Source organism: Bradyrhizobium barranii subsp. barranii (genome assembly GCF_017565645.3).
Classification (GTDB): Bacteria; Pseudomonadota; Alphaproteobacteria; order Rhizobiales; family Xanthobacteraceae; genus Bradyrhizobium; species Bradyrhizobium barranii.
Map to the genome: position 1 here is coordinate 10,499,548 of NZ_CP086136.1, position 20,722 is coordinate 10,520,269.

A 20,722-nucleotide genomic window follows, 5' to 3' on the forward strand; every position below is an offset into this window, starting at 1 on the left:
CACGTTTTTGATTTGGCCGTTTTGGGAGCTAACAACGGCTTCAAGGCCAACGCAACCCCGGCATTTCCACGGCAAGTGTGCTACGCAGCATTGAGTTAATTCCGTCCGGCGCATTGACCTTGCTGAGCATCCGAAACCTCTCAAAAACCTTCTCCTCGGCCGGCGAGCCGGTCCATGTGCTGCGCGGTGTCGACCTCGACCTCAAGGCCGGCGAGCGCGTCGCGCTGACCGGCGAGTCCGGCAGCGGCAAGAGCACGCTGTTGCACCTGATTGCGGGTCTCGATGCCGCCGACAGCGGCACAATTCGCCTGGAGGACACCGAGGTCACCAAGCTCTCGGACGCGGGCCGGGCCGAGCTGCGGCGCGACCGGATCGGCCTGGTTTTTCAGCAGTACAATTTGATCCCGAGCCTGTCGGTCGCCGACAATCTCGCCTTCCAGGCGCGGATCGCCGGCCGTCACGATGCGGCATGGTCAAAGGAGCTGATCGAGCGGCTCGGGCTCGGCAATCTGCTCAAGCGTTATCCAGAGCAATTATCAGGCGGCCAGCAGCAGCGGGTCGCGATCGGCCGGGCGCTGGCGACAAAGCCCTCACTGCTGCTCGCGGACGAGCCGACCGGCAATCTGGACGAGGATACCGCTGACGACGTGCTGGCGCTGACGCGCGATCTCGTCACCCGCACCGGCTGCGGCTTCCTGATGGTGACACACAGCCTGCATCTCGCCGGCACGCTTGACCGCCACGTCACCTTGCATGCGGGACGGATCGCATGAGGCGCGCGCTGTGGGTCCTCGCGGTGCTCCTGAGCCACTGGCGACGGCACAAGATGCAGTTCGCGACGCTGCTGATCGGGCTGATCGCGGCGACCGCGCTGTGGAGCGGCGTGCAGGCGATCAACCAGCAGGCCCGCAATGCCTATGACCGCGCGGCGGCGACGTTCGGCGGCGTGCGCACGGCGATGCTGGTGGCGCCTGATGCCGCGACCTTTTCGCAGGAGCTGTTCATAAAACTTCGCCGCGCGGGCTGGCCGGTCTCGCCGGTGCTGGAAGGCCGCGTCCAGGTTAACGGGCGTTCGGTGCGGCTGCTCGGCATCGAGCCGGTGACGATGCCGGCCGATGTCGGCAACGCGCCACGCCTTGGCGCCTCGGATTTGAGCAGTTTTGTTGCGCCGCCCGGCCAGACATTGGTGGCGCGGGAGACGCTGACCGATCTGCAGGAACAGGAAGGCGCGGCACCGCCGAGCAGCAACGGCGCAAAACTGCCGCCGCTGCGCGTGCTGCCGCAGCTCGTGTCCGGCGTGCTCGTCGTCGACATCGGCGTCGCGCAGCGGCTGCTGAACAAGCCGGACCAGGTGTCGCGGCTTTTGATCGGCAAGCCGAAGGGCAAGCCGGCGCCGCTGGCCAGCATCGTTGGCGAGCAGTTGCAGCGGGTCGAGCCGAATGCGGAGACGGAGCTGGAGCGCCTCACCGACAGCTTTCATCTCAACCTGACCGCCTTCGGCCTGCTGTCGTTCTTCGTCGGTCTCTTCATCGTCAACTCCGCCGTCGGCCTCGCCTTCGAGCAGCGGTTGCCGATGCTGCGCACGTTGCGGGCCTGCGGTGCCTCGGCGCGGCTGGTCAACACGGTGCTGGTGATCGAGCTGGTGGCGCTGGCGCTGGTCGCAGGATTGATCGGGCTCGTCTGCGGCTATTTCATCGCGGCTGCGCTGTTGCCCGACGTCGCGGCGTCGCTGCGCGGGCTCTATGGCGCGCAGATCCCGGGACAGCTCACCCTGCGCTCCGAATGGTGGCTCGCCGGTATCGGCATCAGCATTGCGGGTGCACTGGTGGCCGCGGCGACCAGCCTGATCAAGGCGATCAGGATGCCGGTGCTGGCGACCGCACAGCCGTACGCCTGGCAGCAGCGGCAGCGCCGCTGGCTGGTCCTGCAGAGCGGCGCGGCCTGCGCCGTGTTCGCGGTCGCGCTGTTGCTGCTGCACTACGGACAATCGCTGATTGCGGGATTCGGCGTGCTGGCCGCATTGATGTTCGGTGCGGCGCTGATCCTGCCTGCTTTCCTCGAGATCATCCTGCTCGTGGGCCAGCGCTGGGCGAAGGGACCGCTCGCGCTGTGGTTCTGGGCTGACAGCCGGCAACAGCTCTCCGGATTGTCGCTGGCCCTGATGGCGCTGCTGCTCGCGCTGGCCGTCAATGTCGGGGTGTCCACCATGGTGGAGACCTTCAGCCGCACCTTCGTCGGCTGGCTCAACGGGCGGCTTGCCGCCGACGTCTACATCAGCGCCTCCGACAATGCGCAAGGCGTCGCGATCCGGAGCTGGCTGAAGGAGCGCAGCGACGTGCAGGCGATCCTGTCGGGCGGACGCGCCGACACGCAGGTGCAGGGCCAGCCGGTCGAGTTGCTCGGCCTGCCCGATCACGCGCTCTATCGCGAGCGCTGGCCGCTGCTGGAGACCGCGCCGCGCGCCTGGACCCAGCTCGTGCCCGGCAATGCCGCCTTCATCAGCGAGCAGTTGAGCCGCCGCCTCAACGTCCGCGTCGGCGATGTCATCGAGGTGCCGGCGCCGGGCGGCACCTGGGAGCTCGACATCGCCGGGATCTATGCCGACTACGGCAACCCCAAGGGGCAGCTCGCCGTCAACGTCGCGGCGTTGATCCGGCACTTTCCGCAGACGCCGCAGACGCGCATCGGCCTGATCGTCGCGAAGGAAAATATCCCCGGCCTGATCGCGGCGTTGCAGAAGCAATTCGCGCTCGACGACCGCAGCGTCGCCGATCAGGCGACGGTGAAGGCGGAATCGATCCGCATCTTCAACCGCACCTTTGCGGTGACGTCGGCGCTCAATGCGTTCACGCTCGGCGTGGCCGGCATTGCGCTCTTGACCAGCCTGTTGACGCTGGCGAATTCACGCCTGCCGCAGCTCGCGCCGCTGTGGGCGATCGGCATCACCCGGCCGCGCCTTGCCGCGATCGAACTGACCAAGACGTTGTCGGTTGCGCTGTTCACGGCGCTGCTGGCCGTACCGCTCGGATTGCTGGTGGCGTGGTGCCTGATCGCGATCGTCAATGTGAAGGCGTTCGGCTGGCGGCTGCCGTTCCACGTGTTTCCGCTGCAGCTGGTGGAGCTGGTCGCGGTCGCGCTGATCGCTTCGCTGCTTGCCGCGCTGCTGCCGATGATACGACTGGCGCGGATGCAGCCGGCGAGCCTCGTCAAGGTGTTTGCCAATGAGCGCTGACAAGATTTCGCGGCGCGCCTTCGCCGGCGGCATCGCCGCCCTCGCTGCTGCCCGCCGCGCTGGCGCGCAAGGCTATGCCGGGCTCGGCGAGACCGCCGACGGCTTCGCGAAGGTGACACCGGGAAAGACGTTCAGCTTCCCGGCCGATCACGGCCCGCATCCGGAGTTTCGCATCGAATGGTGGTATCTCACCGCGAACCTCGTCGATAGCAGCGGAGCGGCCTGCGGCCTGCAATTTACGCTGTTCCGCCAGGCCGCGCGGCCGGGCCCGCAAGGAGAGGGCTGGGCCAATCAGCAGATCTGGATGGCGCATGCGGCGGTGACGCGCGCCGATACTCACCGCTTCAGCGAGGTGTCTGCACGCGGCGGCATTGGACAGGCCGGCGTCACCGCAAAGCCATTTGCGGCGTGGATCGACGATTGGGAGATGAAGGGTTTTGAGCGCACCGACGATCGCGCCCTGGCACCGCTGGCGCTGAAAGCATCGGGCACCGACTTCAGCTACGCGCTGACGTTAGAAGCCGATCGTCCCGTGGTGCTGCAGGGCTATCACGGTTTCAGCCGCAAGTCCGAGCGCGGGCAGGCGTCCTACTATTACAGCCAGCCGTTCTACCGCGCCCGCGGCAGCCTCACGATCGACGACAAATCCGTCGATGTCTCGGGCCAGGCCTGGATGGACCGCGAGTGGAGCAGCCAGCCGCTCGATGCCGACCAGACCGGCTGGGACTGGCTGTCGCTACATCTCGCGTCCGGCGACAAGCTGATGCTGTACCGGCTGCGACAGAAGGACGGCCAGGAGTATCCGTTCGGCAACTGGATCAGCGCCGCGGGCGACACGCAGATGATCGCGGGTGGCGATATCCAGATGAGTCCGAAAGCGACCGCCGAGATCGCGGGGCGCAAGCTGCCGGTGGAATGGCAGATCGCGATCCCCTCACGATCATTTTCGATTGCCTGCAAGCCGCTTAACCCAAAAGCCTGGATGGGGACCGGCTTCTCCTATTGGGAAGGGCCAATCAGCTTTGCCGGCACGCATGACGGCGTTGGCTATCTCGAGCTGACCGGCTATTGAGGCACGACCTCCTCAAAAGGATCCGCGATGTATCACCTCACCGCCCTCGTCACGCTGCTGGCGATCGCATTCTACATGTTCACCTGCATCAACGTCTCGCGCGCGCGCACCAAGACCGGAGTCAAGGTGCCGGCGATGTCGGGCCATCCGGACTTCGAGCGCGCCTTCCGCATTCAGGCGAACACGCTGGAATGGATGCCGGTCTTCCTGCCGGCGCTCTGGCTGTTCGCGATCTATATCGGCGATGCCAGTGCAGCGGGAATCGGCGCGGTTTGGATCATCGGCCGCATCGTCTACTTCATCGGCTATTCGCAGGCGGCGGCAAAGCGCGGCCCGGGCTTTGCGATCCAGGGCATTGCGGCGATTGCGCTGTGGGCGGGGGCATTGGGGGCGGTGGTGTTGCGGATGGTGTGAGGCGCGGCGGCCACAAACTCCGCCGTCGTCCCGGACAAGCGGAGCGCCGATCCGGGACCCATACCCACAGGGAATAGTTTGGCGAAGGCTCGGAGTGGGCATCTCGCGCTACACTTCTCCCTGGGGTTATGGGTCCCCGCGTTCGCGGGGACGACAGCCAGGGTGTGGCGCCAGCGTTGCCCCCTTGCCCCTCGCTACTTCGTCAGCGGGCAGCCGCTGTCCTTGGCGGCGAAGAACGCCTTGTCGCCTGGGACGGTTGCGAGCAGCTTGTAATAGTCCCACGGCTTCTTCGACTCCGACGGCTTCTTGACCTCGAACAGATACATGTCGTGGACCATGCGGCCGTTCTCGAGCACCTTGCCGCCCTGCGCAAAGTCGTCGTCGACCGGCAGCTCCTTCAGCTTCTTGGCGACCGCGTCGGGGTCCTTGGTGCCGGCGGCCTTGACCGCCTTGAGATAACTCAGCGTCGCCGAATAGGTGCCGGCCTGGATCATGTTCGGCATCCGGCTGGTGCGCTTGAAGAAGCGTTCGCCGAAATGGCGGGTGCGGTCGTTGAGGTCCCAGTAATAGCCCTCGGTCAGCACCAGGCCTTGCGCGGCCTGCAGACCGAGACCATTCACCTCGGCGAGCGTCATCAGGAGGCCGGCGAGCTTCTGGCCGCCGGAGACGATGCCGAACTCGGCCGCCTGCTTGATCGAGTTGGTGGTGTCGAGGCCGGCATTGGCGAGGCCGACGATCTTCGCCTTCGAGCTCTGCGCCTGGAGCAGGAAGGAGGAGAAGTCCGACGAGTTGAGCGGCACGCGGACCGAGCCGGCCACCTTGCCGCCATTGGCGGTGACGATCTCGCTGGTGTCCTTCTCCAGCGCGTAGCCGAAGGCATAGTCGGCCGTGAGGAAGAACCAGGTGTCGCCGCCGGCTTTCGTCAGCGCGCCGCCGGTGCCGACGCCGAGCGCACGGGTGTCATAGGCCCAGTGGAAGCCGTAGGGCTGGCAGGCATCGCCGGTGAGGCGCGAGGTCGCGGCGCCGACGACGATGTCGATCTTCTTCTTTTCCTTGGAGAGCTCGTGGATCGCGAGCGCGACCGAGGAGGTCGTCAGCTCCGTGATCATGTCCACGTTCTCGACGTCGTACCAGCGCCGCGCGATCGACGCGGCGAGATCCGGCTTGTTCTGGTGATCGGCGGTGACCATCTCGATCTTCTGGCCAAGCACTTCGCCGCCGAAATCCTCGATCGCCATCTTGGCGGCTTCGACCGAGTATTTGCCGCCGTAGTCGGCATAGACGCCGGATTGATCGTTGAGAATGCCGATCTTGACGCCTTGCGCGAAGGCCGGCGCAGCCAGCAACAGAGCAGACGTTGCGACAGCGGTCAAAAGTGCTGATTTCATATGTTGGCTCCCAGCAGTTTTCTGTTTTGAAATCGCGCGGATACTAGTGAAGAACCCCGCGCCTGCCCATCCATTTCGGCGTAGGCCGTTAGTATGGGATTCTGCGCGCCAACCACCGCTGTCGTCCCGGGGCGCGCGTAGCGCGAGCCCGGGACCCATAACCACAGGGAGAAGCTTTGCGAAGGCTCGGAGTTACCTGTCTCGCGCCGCAATTTCCCCCTGGGGGTATGGGTCCCCGCTTAAGCGGGGACGACAGCGAGGGTGTGGATACGCCAGCGGCCACTCGCAACAACTAAGAAGCCACCACCTCCGGCTTCTTCCCCTCGTTCCGCCCTTCCGCCAGGTTCCGCACCACCACATAGAAGATCGGGGTGAACAGCAGGCCGAACAGGGTGACGCCGATCATGCCGAAGAACACGGCAACCGCCTGCCGCATCTCCGAGCCGGAGCCGGACGATATCACCAGCGGCAGCACGCCGAGGATGAAGGCGAAGGAGGTCATCAGGATCGGCCGCAGGCGCAGGCGGCAGGCGTCGATCACCGCCTCCAGCCGCGGCTTGCCTTCTTTCTCGATGTCGCGTGCGAACTCGACGATCAGGATCGCGTTCTTTGCAGCTAACCCCACCAGAACGACGAATCCGATCTGGGTGAGGATGTTGACGTCCTGCCCCATGATGCGCACGCCGATGGTGGCGGCCAACAGGCACATCGGTACGATCAGGATCACCGCGAACGGCAGCGTCCAGCTGCCATATTGCGCGGCGAGCACGAGATAGACGAACAGCACGCAGATCGGGAACACGAGCAGGCCCGCGTTGCCGCCGGTGACCTGCTGGTAGGAGAGATCGGTCCATTCGAAGGTGAAGCCGCTCGGCAAGATGTCGTCCGCGAGCTTCTTGATGGTGTTGAGCGCGGTGGTCGAGCTGGTGCCCGGCGCCGGCTCGCCTTGGAGCTCGGACGCAGCATAGAGATTGTAGCGCGCGACGCGGTCGGGGCCGGAGACGTCCTTGAACTCGACCACGCTGCCCAGCATCACCATGTCGCCGGAGGCGTTACGCGTGCGCAGGCGCGAGAGGTCGCTGGGCTCTTTTCGGAACGGGAAGTCAGCCTGCGCGGTGACGTGATAGGTGCGGCCGAACAGGTTGAAGTCGTTGACGTAGGTCGATCCGAAGTAGGTCTGGATCGTGTCGTTGATGCTGGCGATGGGCACGCCGAGCTTCTGCGCCTTGGTGCGGTCGATATCGACGAAGAGCTGCGGCGTGTTGGCCGAGAACGGGGAGAAAACCGTGGGGCCGAGCAGCAACGGCGATTTGCGCGCCGCGGCGACAAGCTCGTCGGTGGCCGCGGCGAGCAGCTCAGGTCCTCGGCCCTGGCGGTCCTGGACGCGGATGGTGAAGCCGCCACCGGTGCCGATGCCGGGCACGGCCGGCGGCGGAATCACGATGATGAAGGCGCCCTGGATTGCGGCCAGGCGCTTGCGCAGTTCGACCGTGATGGCGTTCGCAGACAATCCCTTCTTCATCCGCGCCTCGGGCTCGTCGAAAACCGGGAACAGCGCCGCAGCATTGCCCGCCTGCGTGCGGGTGGCGCCCGAGAAGCCGGCGAAGGCGGCGACGCGGACGATGCCGGGCGTGTCCAGCGAGATCCGCTCGATCTCGCGCACGACTTCGGTGGTGCGCGCCAGCGACGCCGCGCCCGGCAATTGCACGGAGATGATGACGTAGCCGCGATCCTGCGCGGGAATGAAGCCCTGCGGCGTGGTCGCGATCAGCCAGCCGGCGCTGCCGATCAGCACGACATAGATCAGGATCATCACCACCGAATGGCGGATCACGAAATTGGCGAGGCCGGCATAACCATGCGAGAGCCGGTCGAACACGCGGTTGAAAACGCCGGTGAACGCATTCCAGCCACGCGCGAGGAGATTCCAGGCGGCAGGCGGTCGCTTCTCTGCGTGCGGCGTGAGGATCATCGAAGCCAGCGCCGGCGACAGCGTCAGCGAGCAGAAGCAGGAGATCGCGGTCGCCACCGCAATGGTGACGGCGAATTGCTGGAAGAACTGCCCGGAGATGCCGCCAATGAATGCGGTCGGCACGAACACGGCGCAGAGCACCAGCGCGATAGAGACCAGCGCGCCGCCGACCTCCTCCATGGTCTTCAGCGCCGCATCGCGCCGACTTAAGCCGTGCTCGAGATGGCGCTCCACATTCTCGACCACCACGATGGCGTCGTCGACCACGATGCCAACCGCAAGCACGAGGCCGAACAAAGTGAGGTTGTTGATGGAGAAGCCGAGCGCCGCCATCACCGCGAAGGTGCCGACCAGCGAGACAGGGATCGCGATGATCGGAATGATCGCGGGCCGCCAGCCCTGCAAGAACACCAGCACCACGATGACCACGAGCAGCATGGCCTCGTAGATGGTCTTGATCAGCTCGTGGACGGACTGCGCGATGAACTCGGTCGGATTGTAGCCGATATTGTAGTCGAGGCCTTTCGGAAAGCTCTCCTTGAGCTTCACCATGGTGTCGGAGATATTCTTTGCCGTCGCAAGCGCATTCGATCCCGGCCGCTGCGTCACCAGCATGGCAACCGCCGACTTGCGCAACAGGAAGCTGTTGGTGGAGTAGGCGAGAGCACCAAGCTCGATGCGGGCGACGTCGCGCAGCCGCACCGTGCGGCCGTCGGAGCCGGCCTTGATCAGAATGTCCTCGAACTGCTTCTGGTCCTTCAGGCGCCCGGTGAAAACGAGGTTTGGCTGGAAGGCCCGGTCGGCGATCGGCGGTTCGGCGATCTGGCCGCCCGCGATCTGGACGTTCTGGGCACGGATCGCGGCCAGCACCTCGGTCGAGGTCAGGCCGAGATTGGCGATACGATCAGGGTCGAGCCAGAGCCGCATCGAATAGTCGCGTGCGCCGAAGATCTGGATATCGCCGACGCCGTCGATCCGCAGCAACTGGTCACGGACCTGGAGCAGCGCGTAATTGGAGATGTAGAGCTGGTCGAACGTATCGTCCGGCGACAGCATGAACACGACCATCAGGATGTCTGGCGAGTTCTTGCGCGTGACGACGCCGTTGCGCTGGACTTCGTCCGGCAGCTGCGGCTGTGCGATCGCGACGCGGTTCTGCACCAGCACCTGCGCCTTGTCGAGATCGGTACCGAGCTTGAAGGTGACGGTGATCGTCAGTTGCCCGTTCGAGGTCGCCTGGCTGTAGAGATACAGCATGTCCTCGACGCCGTTGATCTGCTGCTCGATCGGAGCGGCGACGGTGTCGGACACGGTCTGCGCCGAGGCGCCCGGATATTGCGTGGTGACGACGACGGTCGGCGGTACCACTTGCGGATATTCGGAGACAGGCAGCGTCGTATAGGCGAGCGCGCCGACGATCAGCAGCACGATCGACAGCACCATCGCCAGGATGGGCTGGTTGATGGAGAGACGGCCAAGGTTCATGACTTGTCACCGGACTTGGCCGGCGCTGGCGCGGGAGACGGAGCGACTTTGGCGCCGACGCGGGCGCGCTGGATGCCGTTGACGATGACGCGGTCCTCCGCCTTCAGCCCCTCGCGGATCACGCGAAGGCCCTCATCGAGCGGACCGAGCACCACGGGGCGGGCCTCGACGGTGTCGTCCGGCTTCACGACGAACACGATCTTGCGGGACTGGTCGGTCGCGACCGCGACGTCGGGAATCAGCAGCGCCTCATAGGGCGCGCTGCCGATCAGCCGGACGCGGCCGAACTGGCCCGGCAGGATCGAGAGATCGGTGTTCTTGATCACGGCCCGGCTGCGCAGCGTGCCGGTTGAGACATCGAGGCGGTTGTCGAGGAAGTTGATGGTGCCCTCGTGCGACGGCTTGGTCTCGCCGGCGAGCGTCACCTGCACCGGGTTCGCGGTGTCGCGCGAGCTCGGGCGGCGGCCTTCGAACCACAGCTTGCTGTATTTGATGAAGGTCGCCTCATCCATGTCGAAATAGACGTAGATCGGGTCGAGCGCGACGATCGAGGTGAGCAGCGTCGAGGTGCCGGTATCGCTGCCCTGCACGAGATTGCCAGGGCTGACGAGATGGCGACTGACGCGGCCGGTGAGCGGCGCGGTCACATGGGTGAACTCGATATTGAGCCGGGCGGCCTTCAGCGCACCTGCGGCCTGCGTCTCCGCGGCATGCGCGGCCTGCAAGGCCTGGCGACGCTGGTCGACGGCCTGCTCGGAGACCGCACTGGTCTGGACCAGGTTCAGGCCACGGTCGAGCTCGCGCTTGGCAAGCTCCACCTTGGCACGCGCGTCGGACAACTGGCCGTCCGCCTGCTCGGCCACCGCCTCGAACGGGCGCGGGTCGATGACGTAGAGCAGGTCGCCCTGATGCACGATCGCGCCGTCCTGGAACTCGACGGAGTTGACGAAGCCGCCGACACGGGGGCGCACCTGCACCTCCTCGACCGCCTCGAAGCGGCCGGTGAACTCGTCCCAATCGGTGACGGTGCGCTTGACGGGCTGGGCGACGGTCACCGGCGGCGGCGGTGGGGCGGCGGCCTGCGAGGCCGGTTGTCCGCAACCAGTGAGAGCGAACGTCGCGGCGAGGAGCCCGGCAATTGCGCAAAGTCGAGGTAGGACGAAATCGTGCGTTTTGACAAAATGCTCGTTTCGGTCCGGTCCGCTCATCCCAAGTCCCTCGCACATTTGCCGCAGCAAAAGCAGCGTACTCGCCTACCCGCGGGCGACACAAGATGGGTTTCAATGATGAAATCTTCAAGACGAAAGCGCGCGCAACGCTTGGGAGGATGCCCTAGCCGGATGACGGGTTGACAGCGAGAGAGATGATGACAAGCGGCAGCTGATGCGCGTCGGCGGAAGGTCAGCAATCAAGACGCGGCGCTCGCCACCCTCCCCTGGAGGCGGAGGGTAAGAAAGTCGCCAGCGTCTTCGCACATGACGGACACCGTCCGCTCGGCTAGATTACTCCCAGAAAAACAAAGCCGAATTGTCCTGGGAGGACAGGCGTGCACCAGGGACGTGTCGTTTACGGCGCGATCGAGGAGGTCGTGTTCGGCCATCCCGCGGCCGAGGCCGTTGTTGCGCAGATGGACCGGCTGGGGACGCACCGCGCCTTCCTGATGGTCTCGGGCACGCTGAACCGTCAGACCGACGAAATCGCGAAGATCAAGGACGCGCTCGGCGCGCGCTGCGCCGGCCTGTTCGACGCCATGCCGGCGCACACACCGCGCGAGGCAGTGATCGCGGCGACCAATGCCGCACGCGAAGTGAACGCCGACCTGATCGTCACCGTGGGCGGCGGCTCGATCACCGACGGCGCCAAGGCGGTGCAGCTCTGCCTTGCCAACGGCATCGACGATGTCGACGGCATCGAGCGCATCCGCGTCCACAAGGGCGTCGCGCCGGAAATGACGGCGCCGAGCGTGCGCCAGATCAGCGTTCCGACCACGATCGCCGGCGGCGAATTCAGCGCGATCGCCGGCGTCACCGACCGTGTCACGCATGTGAAGCAGATGCTGCGGCATCCGCTCACGGTGCCGCGCGCGACCATCCTCGATCCCGCCATCACCGTGCACACGCCGGAATGGCTGTTTCTCTCCACCGGCATCCGCGCCGTCGACCATTGCGTCGAGGCGATCTGCTCGCGCGAGACGCACCCTTATGCCGATGCGCAGTCGGTGAAGGGGCTGGCCATGCTCGCCGACGCGCTGCCGCGGGTGAAGGCCGACCCTGCCGACCTCGACGCCCGCATGGATGCGCAGATCGGCACCTGGCTGTCGATGGGCGCGCTGGCCGCCGGCGTGCCGATGGGCGCGAGCCATGGCATTGGCTATGTGCTGGGTGCGGCCTTCGACGTGCCGCACGGCTACACCTCCTGCATCATGCTCCCTGCGGTGATGCGCTGGAATGCGCGCGACAATTCCGAGCGCCAGACGATCGTCGCCGCCGCGATGGGTTTTCCCGGCCACAACGCCGGCGACGTGCTCGACGCCTTCATCCGCTCGCTCGGCATGCCGCGCAGCCTCGCCGACGTCCGCGTCTCGCCTGAGCATTTCGACGCCATCGCCGAACAGGCGATGCGCACCAACTGGATCCCGCGCAACCCGCGCAAGATCGGCGGCCCCGCCGACATTCGCGAAATCCTGCTTCTCGCCGCATAATTTCAAGCCGGAGGACTGATGTATCCAGGTCAGCATGCTCGTCTACGCCCGCTCCAGCCCGCCTTCATCATGGCTGCAACCGGCGAGGCCGTCACCTATCGCGAGCTCGATGCGCGCAGCAACCGCCTGGCGCATCTGTTCCGCGAGCACGGCTTGAAGCGGCTCGACCATTATTCGATCTTCATGGAGAACAATTCGCGCTACCTCGAAGCCTGCGGCGCGGGCGAGCGCTCCGGGCTGTACTACACCTGCATCAACTCGTTCCTGACGCCGGGCGAGCTCGCCTATCTCCTCGTCAACAGCCAGTCGAAAATCCTGATCACGTCCGTTGCGAAACTCGACATCGCCCGCGAGGCGATCAAGGCCTGTCCGGACATCAAGCTCTGCATCGTCGCCGACGGCCCCGGCGAGAGCGACCGTATCGTCGGCCTCGCCGAGGTGACCGCCGACCTGCCCGAGGCTCCGATCGCCGATGAATGGCTCGGCACCGCCATGCTCTATTCATCCGGCACGACCGGACGGCCGAAAGGCATCCTGCGCCCGCTGCCGGAGGAGCCGCCGAAGCACAATCTGCCGCTGTTCGATTTCCTGACAAAGCTTTGGCGCTACCGCGAGGCATGGTCTATCTCTCGCCTGCCCCCCTCTATCACTCCGCGCCGCAAGCCGCGGTGAACCTCACGATCCGCATGGGCGGCACCGTGATCATCAAGGAGACGTTCGATCCCGAACGTTATCTCCAGCTCGTCCAGCAATGGGGTATCACCCACACCCAGCTGGTGCCGACGATGTTCTCGCGCATGCTGAAGCTGCCGGAGGAGGTGCGCGACCGCTACGACCTGTCGTCGCTGGAGATTGCGATCCACGCCGCAGCGCCCTGCCCGGCATTGGTCAAGGACGACATCATCAAATGGTGGGGGCCGATCATCCACGAATATTACGGCGCGACCGAAGGTCTCGGCTTCACCGCCTGCAACAGCGAGGAATGGCTTAGCCACCGCGGCACCGTCGGCAAGGTGCTGCTCGGCGACCTCCACATTCTCGACGAGAACATGAGGGCGTGCCCGACCGGCACGCCGGGCCAGGTCTGGTTCAAGACGGCATCGTCGTTCGAATATTTCAACGACCCCGAGAAGACCAGGGAGGCGCGCTCGGCCGACGGCAGCATGAGCACGGTCGGCGACGTCGGCTATGTCGACGAGGATCGTTTCCTCTATTTGACCGACCGCGCGACCTTCATGATCATCTCCGGCGGGGTGAACATCTATCCGCAGGAGTGCGAGAACCTGCTGATCACCCATCCGAAGGTCGCCGATGCCGCGGTGTTCGGCGTGCCCAATCCCGATCTCGGCGAAGAGGTGAAGGCGGTGGTGCAGCCGATGCCCGGCATCGTGCCGGGCGAGGCGCTCGCCGAAGAACTGATCGCCTTCTGCGGCCAATCGCTGTCGCGGCAGAAGGTGCCGCGCTCGGTCGATTTCGAGAAGGAACTGCCGCGGCTGCCGACGGGCAAACTTTACAAGCGGCTGCTGCGGGACCGCTATTGGGGGAACAAGACGTCACGGATCGTGTGAGCCCCACTGTCGTCCCGGGGCGCGACGAAGTCGCGAACCCGGGACCCATAACCACCGGCGGGAGTCGTCACGCGAGCAGGTAACTCCGAGTCTTCATCAAACGACTTCCTGTGGTTATGGATCCCGGATCTGCGCTTCGCTTGTCCGGGACGACGGCGGAGTTTGTTGAGGCAGCTGCCCGCAACATCTGCACAGGAACCATCCCTTCGCACCTGCACTCTCACATGAAGAGAGTGTGAACGCCTGCGGCCTTCCGTCATCCGAATTGTCGAGGCGGCGAGCGGCCTTGCCGGTTGCCTCGCTGCACGCGCGTCGCTATCGTCTGACAAACAGGCCGCAAAGGCCCAAAAGACTAATGTCCAGGGAGGATGAGCATGCGGAGCGTGTGGGCGCTCGCCGCAGTGGCGGCGCTATCTGTGCTGACGGCCTCGACCACTGCGCTCGCCGGCGGGCCCAAGCAGGGCGGAATCCTGCGGATGTACCACCGCGACAGCCCCGGCAATGCCTCGATCCATGAAGGCGCGACCTATTCGCTCAATGTTCCCTTCATGCCTGTGTTCAACAACCTCGTCATCTACAAGCAGGACGAGGCTCAGAACAGGATGGACAACATCATTCCGGAACTCGCCGAGAGCTGGGCCTGGGTCAACGACAACAAGACGCTGACCTTCAAGCTGCGCCCGGGCGTGAAATGGCATGACGGCAAGCCGTTCACCTCCGCGGACGTCAAATGCACCTTCGACATGCTGATGGGCAAGTCGCAGCAGAAGTTCCGGCAGAATCCGCGCAAGACCTGGTACGAACAGGTCAATGACGTCTCCACCAACGGCGACCTCGAAGTTTCCTTCAACTTGAAGCGGCCGCAGCCGTCGCTGCTCGCCCTGCTCGCCTCGGGCTACACGCCGGTCTATCCCTGTCACGTCTCGCCCGGCGACATGCGCACGCACCCGATCGGCACCGGCCCGTTCAAATTCGTCGAGTTCAAGGCCAATGAATCGATCAAGCTGACCCGCAATCCCGACTATTGGCGCGAGGGGCGACCCTATCTCGACGGCATCGAGTTCACCATCATCCCGAACCGTTCGACCGCGATCCTCGCCTTCGTCGCCGGCAAGTTCGACATGGCGTTCCCGACCGAAGTGAGCATTCCGCTGCTGAAGGACGTCAAATCGCAGGCGCCGAAAGCGGTCTGCGTGGTCGAGCCCAACAATGTCGCCACCAACATCATCGTCAATTCCTCCGCGCCGCCGTTCGACAATATCGACATCCGCCGCGCCATGGCGCTGTCGCTCGACCGCAAGGCGTTCATCTCGATCATGTTCGAGGGCCAGGGCGATGTCGGCGGCACCATGCTGCCGCCGCCGAACGGGCTGTGGGGCATGCCGAAGGAGATGCTCGAGACCATTCCCGGCTACGGCCCCGATGTGAACGCCAACCGCGAGGAAGCCAGGAAGCTGATGCAGAAAGCCGGCTACGGGCCGGACAAGCATCTCGCCGTCAAGGTCTCGACCCGCAACATCCCGGTCTACCGCGATCCCGCGGTGATCCTGATCGACCAGCTTAAGAGCATCTATATCGACGGCGAGCTCGACGTGGTCGAGACCGCAAATTGGTTCCCGAAGATCGCACGCAAGGACTACATGCTCGGGCTCAATTTGACCGGCAACGCCGTCGACGATCCCGACCAGTCGTTCTACGAGAACTATTCCTGCGGTTCCGAGCGCAACTACACCAATTACTGCAACAAGGAGATCGAAAAGCTGTTCGACGTGCAGTCGCAGGAGACCGACGTCAACAAGCGCAAGAAGCTGGTGTGGGACATCGACAAGAAGCTGCAGGAGGACGTCGCCCGCCCGATCATCTTCCACGCGCGCACCGGCTCCTGCTGGCAGCCCTATGTCAAGGGCATAACGGTGATGTCGAACAGCTCCTATAATGGGTATCGCTACGAGGACGTCTGGATGGACAAGTAGCGCAGGCGGCTGGCGGTTTCGACAGGAGGCGATGCATGTTTGCCTATCTGGTGCGGCGCCTGTTCCTGATGCTCGTGACCCTGTTCGGGATCTCGGTCGTCATCTTCTTCCTGCTGCGCATCGTGCCCGGCAACATCGTCGACATCCTGTTTGCCGCGGCGGGCTACGTCGATCCCGCCGACAAGGCCAATCTGGAGAAGGAGCTCGGCATCGACCAGCCGCTGGTCGTGCAGTACTGGCACTGGATCAGCGGCTTTCTGCGCGGCGATTTCGGCTACTCCTATGTTTCCGAGAAGCCTGCGCTTCAGGAGATTTTGCCGCGGATCCCGATCACCGCGCGGCTCGCCGGGCTGGCACTGTTGTTCTCGGCGTCGATCGGCATTCCGCTCGGCGTCATCAGCGCGGTGAAGCAGGGCACGCGGCTCGATTACGCGTTACGCGTCGTCAGCCTCAGCGGATTGTCGCTGCCCTCGTTCTGGCTCGGCCTGCTGATCCTCACCGCGTCGGTGGCGATGTTCAACCAGATGCCGATCTTCAATCCGAATCCGCAGACCTGGCTCGAAGCGTTCGCGACCTACGCCGTGCCTGCGGCCGCCGTCGGCTTCCGCAGCGCGGCGCTGACCATGCGCATCACGCGATCCTCGATGCTCGAGGTGCTGCGGCAGGACTATATCCGCACCGCGCGCGCCAAGGGCGCCTCCGACGCGGCCGTCAACTATAAGCATGCGCTGAAGAACGCGATTTTGCCCGTCATCACCGTGATCGGCATCGAGGCCGCGTTCCTGATCGGCGGCCTGATCGTGACCGAGACCGTGTTCAACATCCCCGGCGTCGCGCGCTTCCTGGTCGAAGCGATCCGCTGGCGCGACTACCCGATCGTGCAGAACCTCGTGATGTTGATTGCGGTCGTGGTGGTGAGCGCGAACTTCATCGTCGACATGCTCTACGCGGTGTTCGATCCGCGCATCCGGTATACGGATTAGGAGATCAGCTTGGCCGCGAGTGACTATGATCTCGAACTGAGACGCGCCGGCGCGCATGCGACTGGTGGCTGGCGGCGCGTGCTGTTCCTGGCGCAGCGGCACGTGCTGGGCGCGGCCGGGCTGATCATCATGACGCTGTTCGTGCTCACGGCGATCTTTGCCGACTTCATCGCGCGCTACGATCCCCTGACCATCGACGCCGCCCGCGCGCTGGCGCGCCCGAGCCTGGCGCACAGGATGGGCACGGATTCCTTCGGCCGTGACGTGTTCAGCCGCATCATCCACGGTGCACGGATCTCTCTGGCCGTCGGCATCGGCTCGACGGCACTTGGCGGCACCATCGGCGTCATCGTCGGCCTGACCTCCGGCTATCTCTCCGGCTGGGTCGATCTCGTATTCCAGCGCGTCTCCGACATTCTTCAAGCGCTTCCATTGCTGGTCCTGGCCCTGATCATGACGGCGGCACTCGGTCCGTCCTTGCCGAACGTCATCATCGCCATCGCCATTCCGCTGATCCCGACGGTATCGCGTGTCATTCGCGCCAACACGCTGGCACTGCGCGAACTGCCCTTTATCGAAGCCGCCAAGTCGATCGGCATGAGCGAGGTGCGGATCGCGCTGCGCCACGTGCTGCCGAACACGCTGGCGCCACTGATCGTGCTCGCGACCGCGCAGCTCGGCTCGACCATCCTGACCGAAGCCTCGCTGTCCTTCCTCGGCCTCGGCATTCCCGAACCCTATCCGTCCTGGGGCCGCATGCTCTCGGAATCCGCGGCGGAATATGTCCGCACCGCGCCGTGGCTGGTGATCTTCCCGGGCATCGCGATCAGCCTCGCCGTGTTCGGCGCCAATCTGTTCGGCGACGCCCTGCGCGACATCCTCGATCCCCGGCAGCGCGGCTGATGGCAGACAAATCCGATCTCGTGCTCGATGTGAAGAACCTGAAGACGGTGTTCTTCACCAATTCCGGCCTGTTCAAAGCCGTAGACGATGTCTCCTTCACCGTGAGGCGCGGCGAGACGCTGGCGATCGTCGGCGAATCCGGCTGCGGCAAGAGCGTTACCGCACTGTCCCTGATGCGGCTGGTGCCCGATCCGCCCGGCCGCATCGTCGGCGGGTCGGTCACGCTCGAAGGCACCGAGCTGCTGGCGCTGGATGAATCCGAGATGCGCGCCGTCAGGGGCAATCGCATCTCCATGATCTTCCAGGAGCCGATGACCTCGCTCAATCCGGTGATGCGGATCGGTGACCAGATCGTCGAGGCGGTGCGGCTGCACCGGGCGATGCCGGCCAGAGAAGCGCGCGACATCGCGGTCGAGATGCTGCGGCTGGTCCGCATTCCCGAACCGGCACGGCGCGCGCGGGAATATCCGCATCAGCTTTCCGGCGGCATGCGCCAGCGCGCGATGATCGCGATGGCGCTCGCCTGCCGGCCGGCGCTGCTGATCGCGGACGAGCCGACCACCGCGCTCGACGTCACCATCCAGGCGCAGATCCTGGCGCTGATCCTCGACCTTCAGAAGGAGCTCGGCACCGGCCTCGTGCTGATCACCCATGATCTCGGCGTCGTCGCGCAGACCGCGCAGCGGGTGATCGTGATGTATGCGGGGAAGAAGGTGGAGGAGGCAACGGTGGAAGCGCTGTTCGCCGATCCCAAGCACCCCTACACGCGCGGGCTGATGGCCTCGATCCCGGCCGTGCCGGCGTCAGGTGTTCCGGTGCAGGCGCGGCTGAACGAAATCCCCGGCACAGTGCCGTCGCTGGTGCGCCTGCCGAAAGGCTGCGCCTTTGCACCGCGCTGCAAGCTCGCGATCAAACGCTGCGAGGCCGAATATCCGCCGCTGGCGGACTGGGGCGGCGGCCATCTCGCGGCGTGCTGGCGCGCGGCCGAAGTGGCGGAGGTGGCATGACCGAAGCGCTGCTCGAAGTCACCGATCTCAAGAAGCACTATCCGGTGCGCGCCGGCGTGTTGCGGCGGCAGGTCGGCACCGTGCATGCGGTCGACGGCGTCTCGTTCTCGGTTCATACCGGCGAGACGCTGGGCCTTGTCGGCGAATCCGGCTGCGGCAAGTCGACGGTGGCGCGCAGCGTGCTGCGGCTGGTCGAGCCGACTTCGGGCCAGATCCGCCTCGACGGAGAGGACATCACCCGTCTCTCCAAGACCGCGCTGCGGCCGCATCGCCGCTCAATGCAGATCGTATTCCAGGACCCGTTTGCCTCACTCAATCCGCGCATGACCGCGGGCGACATAGTCGGCGAGCCGCTCGTCGTACATGGGCTCGCGACCGGAAAGGCCCTGGAGCCACGCGTCGCAAAACTGTTTGAGCAGGTGGGCCTGCGGCCTGATCAGATGCGCAACTTCCCGCATCAATTCTCCGGCGGCCAGCGCCAGCGCATCTGCATCGCACGCGCGCTGGCGCTCGGGCCGCGTTTGATCGTCTGCGACGAACCGGTCTCCGCGCTCGACGTCTCGATCCAGGCGCAGGTGATCAATCTCCTGATCGACCTGCAGAAGCAGCACGGCTTCTCCTATCTCTTCATCGCGCATGACCTCGCCGTGGTCGCCCATATCAGCCACCGCGTCGCCGTGATGTATCTCGGTCGGATCGTCGAGATCGCCGACAAGGACGAGCTGTTCCGCAATCCGCGCCATCCCTACACGCAGGCCCTGCTCGCGTCCGTGCCGGTTGCGAACCCGTTTGCCAAGAAGCTCGCGCCGCTGGTCGACGGCGACGTGCCGAGCCCCGTCAATCCGCCACCGGGCTGCGCATTTCACACCCGCTGCCGGTTTGCGATCGAGCGGTGCAAGACGGAGCGGCCGGCGCTGGTGGACGCGGGCGGCGGACATCAGGTGGCGTGTCTGCTCAACGAGGGGACGGGACGGAGCCAGTAGGCCGCAAAGCCCGGATCACCGGCCAGGCCGCCAGCGCGGCGGCCAGATGCTTGAGCGTGTGGCCCGAGACAATGTGGCCTGTCGCTTCAAATATGGTCACGTCACCCAGCTCGAAAAGCTTGGCCAGCGCGTAAAAGAAGATCACGCCGCCCAGAGACACGCCAAGCGCACCGGGCCGGGGCCGTGTCAACGCCAGTCCCACGGCCAACGCCATGCCGCCGAACTGCACGACCACCCATGGCGTGAGATTCTCGCGTGCCACCCAGGCCGCGAGCAGGCCCGCAACCGTCACCAGCACCACCGCCGCCTGACCGGCACGCACGCTGATGCGCTCGCTGGCCGCGATGCCCAGAAAGCCCGCGAACGCCACCGCCATACCGAGACGATCGGCCACCAGCCGCTGCGGCGCGTCGGGATCCAGATGATAGATGCACGATCCTATGCAGGTGAGGATCAGACCCACGAAGAGGCAACCTGCACCCGCGGGCGCATCAGGGTGGGCACGCAGGCGCAGCAAGCCCCAAGCGCCCATCGCCAGGAAGGCAAGATTGCTCAGCACGTCGCCGGCGTTGCGCACGCCCAGCCACGTGCGAGTGTCGACGAAATGCGGGATGTGCCAGGCGGAGGCGGGCAACGCCGGCGCGAGGAGCGCCACGAGCGTCAGGACGAAGAGTGCGCCGATCAGATATTTTTCGCGAACTTGCGGCGGGGCGAACGAGAACCGGCGGGACACTGACGGCAGCAGGGCATCGGTCTCTCGGGCGTGGTGATTTGCGCGCAACATGCAGGCCTCCACATGATTTGACATCGCTCAATATTAGTAGCCCAGAATTGAACAATGTTCAATAATAATCGTGAGCGAAATCAAACAGGCAATATCACATTGGAATTATTTGGATTTATTGGGACGCCCGCGTGCAGCCACGGCGGCGAGTCGAGTTTGAGACGGCATCTCTCCCCATCGTCATTGCGAGCGCAGCGAAGCAATCCAGAGTGCTTCTGCGGATGCAGACTGGATTGCTTCGCTGCGCTCGCAATGAC

At 65.0% G+C, this 20,722-nt stretch carries 14 protein-coding genes and 1 pseudogene; 11 read left to right on the forward strand and 4 right to left on the reverse strand.

Annotated features, from left to right (window positions below; genetic code table 11):
• The first annotated feature begins 119 nt into the window (after positions 1-119).
• Genes J4G43_RS50915 through J4G43_RS50930 form a run of 4 tightly spaced genes read left to right on the forward strand, consistent with a single transcriptional unit; the run spans position 120 to position 4,718 of the window.
• Positions 120-773 (forward strand): ABC transporter ATP-binding protein, encoded by a 654-nt coding sequence (locus tag J4G43_RS50915; RefSeq protein WP_208083582.1) that lies wholly within the window; start codon positions 120-122, stop codon positions 771-773.
• Positions 770-3,232, forward strand: a complete 2,463-nt coding sequence (locus tag J4G43_RS50920) for an FtsX-like permease family protein (protein WP_208083583.1) — start codon at positions 770-772, stop codon at positions 3,230-3,232. Before J4G43_RS50915 ends, J4G43_RS50920 begins: the two co-directional genes overlap by 4 nt.
• Positions 3,222-4,304 (forward strand): lipocalin-like domain-containing protein, encoded by a 1,083-nt coding sequence (locus tag J4G43_RS50925; RefSeq protein ID WP_208083584.1) that lies wholly within the window; start codon positions 3,222-3,224, stop codon positions 4,302-4,304. The genes J4G43_RS50920 and J4G43_RS50925 overlap by 11 nt, the downstream gene beginning before the upstream one ends.
• Before the next feature lie 27 nt (positions 4,305-4,331).
• On the forward strand, positions 4,332-4,718 hold the full coding sequence (locus J4G43_RS50930) for an MAPEG family protein (protein ID WP_166347945.1): 387 nt from the start codon (positions 4,332-4,334) through the stop codon (positions 4,716-4,718).
• Positions 4,719-4,912: 194 nt separating this feature from the next.
• On the opposite strand, the gene J4G43_RS50935 is transcribed toward J4G43_RS50930, so the two are convergent.
• The 3 genes from J4G43_RS50935 to J4G43_RS50945 all read right to left on the reverse strand — a co-directional run bounded on the left by J4G43_RS50935 (position 4,913) and on the right by J4G43_RS50945 (position 10,771).
• Positions 4,913-6,106 (reverse strand): ABC transporter substrate-binding protein, encoded by a 1,194-nt coding sequence (locus J4G43_RS50935; RefSeq protein WP_208083585.1) that lies wholly within the window; start codon positions 6,104-6,106, stop codon positions 4,913-4,915.
• Positions 6,107-6,398: 292 nt separating this feature from the next.
• Positions 6,399-9,563, reverse strand: coding sequence for an efflux RND transporter permease subunit (locus J4G43_RS50940; RefSeq protein WP_208083586.1), 3,165 nt, complete (start codon positions 9,561-9,563; stop codon positions 6,399-6,401).
• Positions 9,560-10,771: an efflux RND transporter periplasmic adaptor subunit gene (locus J4G43_RS50945; protein ID WP_063979975.1), complete on the reverse strand. Its 1,212-nt coding sequence runs from the start codon at positions 10,769-10,771 to the stop codon at positions 9,560-9,562. Before J4G43_RS50945 ends, J4G43_RS50940 begins: the two co-directional genes overlap by 4 nt.
• A 338-nt stretch (positions 10,772-11,109) precedes the next feature.
• Here J4G43_RS50945 and J4G43_RS50950 point away from each other — a divergent pair, with 338 nt between their 5' ends.
• From J4G43_RS50950 to J4G43_RS50980, 7 genes and pseudogenes are all read left to right on the forward strand, one after another.
• On the forward strand, positions 11,110-12,264 hold the full coding sequence (locus J4G43_RS50950) for an iron-containing alcohol dehydrogenase (RefSeq protein WP_208083587.1): 1,155 nt from the start codon (positions 11,110-11,112) through the stop codon (positions 12,262-12,264).
• 18 nt (positions 12,265-12,282) lie between these two features.
• Positions 12,283-13,832: pseudogene (locus tag J4G43_RS50955) on the forward strand (AMP-binding protein).
• Between the two features lie 374 nt (positions 13,833-14,206).
• Entirely contained in the window at positions 14,207-15,805 is a 1,599-nt protein-coding gene (locus J4G43_RS50960; RefSeq protein ID WP_208083588.1) for an ABC transporter substrate-binding protein, read from the forward strand.
• 35 nt (positions 15,806-15,840) lie between these two features.
• Positions 15,841-16,788, forward strand: coding sequence for an ABC transporter permease (locus J4G43_RS50965; RefSeq protein ID WP_208083589.1), 948 nt, complete (start codon positions 15,841-15,843; stop codon positions 16,786-16,788).
• A 9-nt stretch (positions 16,789-16,797) separates the two neighbouring features.
• Positions 16,798-17,691, forward strand: coding sequence for an ABC transporter permease (locus J4G43_RS50970; protein ID WP_208083590.1), 894 nt, complete (start codon positions 16,798-16,800; stop codon positions 17,689-17,691).
• On the forward strand, positions 17,691-18,698 hold the full coding sequence (locus J4G43_RS50975) for an ABC transporter ATP-binding protein (RefSeq protein ID WP_208083591.1): 1,008 nt from the start codon (positions 17,691-17,693) through the stop codon (positions 18,696-18,698). Before J4G43_RS50970 ends, J4G43_RS50975 begins: the two co-directional genes overlap by 1 nt.
• Positions 18,695-19,681 carry an ABC transporter ATP-binding protein gene (locus tag J4G43_RS50980; RefSeq protein WP_208083592.1) on the forward strand — a complete coding sequence of 329 codons (987 nt, stop codon included), beginning with the start codon at positions 18,695-18,697 and terminating at the stop codon, positions 19,679-19,681. Before J4G43_RS50975 ends, J4G43_RS50980 begins: the two co-directional genes overlap by 4 nt.
• On the opposite strand, the gene J4G43_RS50985 is transcribed toward J4G43_RS50980, so the two are convergent.
• Positions 19,653-20,465, reverse strand: coding sequence for a hypothetical protein (locus J4G43_RS50985; protein WP_208083593.1), 813 nt, complete (start codon positions 20,463-20,465; stop codon positions 19,653-19,655). The two genes, J4G43_RS50980 and J4G43_RS50985, sit on opposite strands and share 29 nt — an antisense overlap.
• Between the last annotated feature and the right edge of the window lie 257 nt (positions 20,466-20,722).

Coding starts and splice junctions, on each gene's coding strand:
- J4G43_RS50935 (WP_208083585.1), bottom strand. CDS start 6,106: ATGAAATCAGCACTTTTGACCGCTGTCGCAACGTCTGCTCTGTTGCTG.
- J4G43_RS50975 (WP_208083591.1), top strand. CDS start 17,691: ATGGCAGACAAATCCGATCTCGTGCTCGATGTGAAGAACCTGAAGACG.
- J4G43_RS50965 (WP_208083589.1), top strand. CDS start 15,841: ATGTTTGCCTATCTGGTGCGGCGCCTGTTCCTGATGCTCGTGACCCTG.
- J4G43_RS50940 (WP_208083586.1), bottom strand. CDS start 9,563: ATGAACCTTGGCCGTCTCTCCATCAACCAGCCCATCCTGGCGATGGTG.
- J4G43_RS50945 (WP_063979975.1), bottom strand. CDS start 10,771: ATGAGCGGACCGGACCGAAACGAGCATTTTGTCAAAACGCACGATTTC.
- J4G43_RS50925 (WP_208083584.1), top strand. CDS start 3,222: ATGAGCGCTGACAAGATTTCGCGGCGCGCCTTCGCCGGCGGCATCGCC.
- J4G43_RS50920 (WP_208083583.1), top strand. CDS start 770: ATGAGGCGCGCGCTGTGGGTCCTCGCGGTGCTCCTGAGCCACTGGCGA.
- J4G43_RS50960 (WP_208083588.1), top strand. CDS start 14,207: ATGCGGAGCGTGTGGGCGCTCGCCGCAGTGGCGGCGCTATCTGTGCTG.
- J4G43_RS50985 (WP_208083593.1), bottom strand. CDS start 20,465: ATGTTGCGCGCAAATCACCACGCCCGAGAGACCGATGCCCTGCTGCCG.
- J4G43_RS50930 (WP_166347945.1), top strand. CDS start 4,332: ATGTATCACCTCACCGCCCTCGTCACGCTGCTGGCGATCGCATTCTAC.
- J4G43_RS50980 (WP_208083592.1), top strand. CDS start 18,695: ATGACCGAAGCGCTGCTCGAAGTCACCGATCTCAAGAAGCACTATCCG.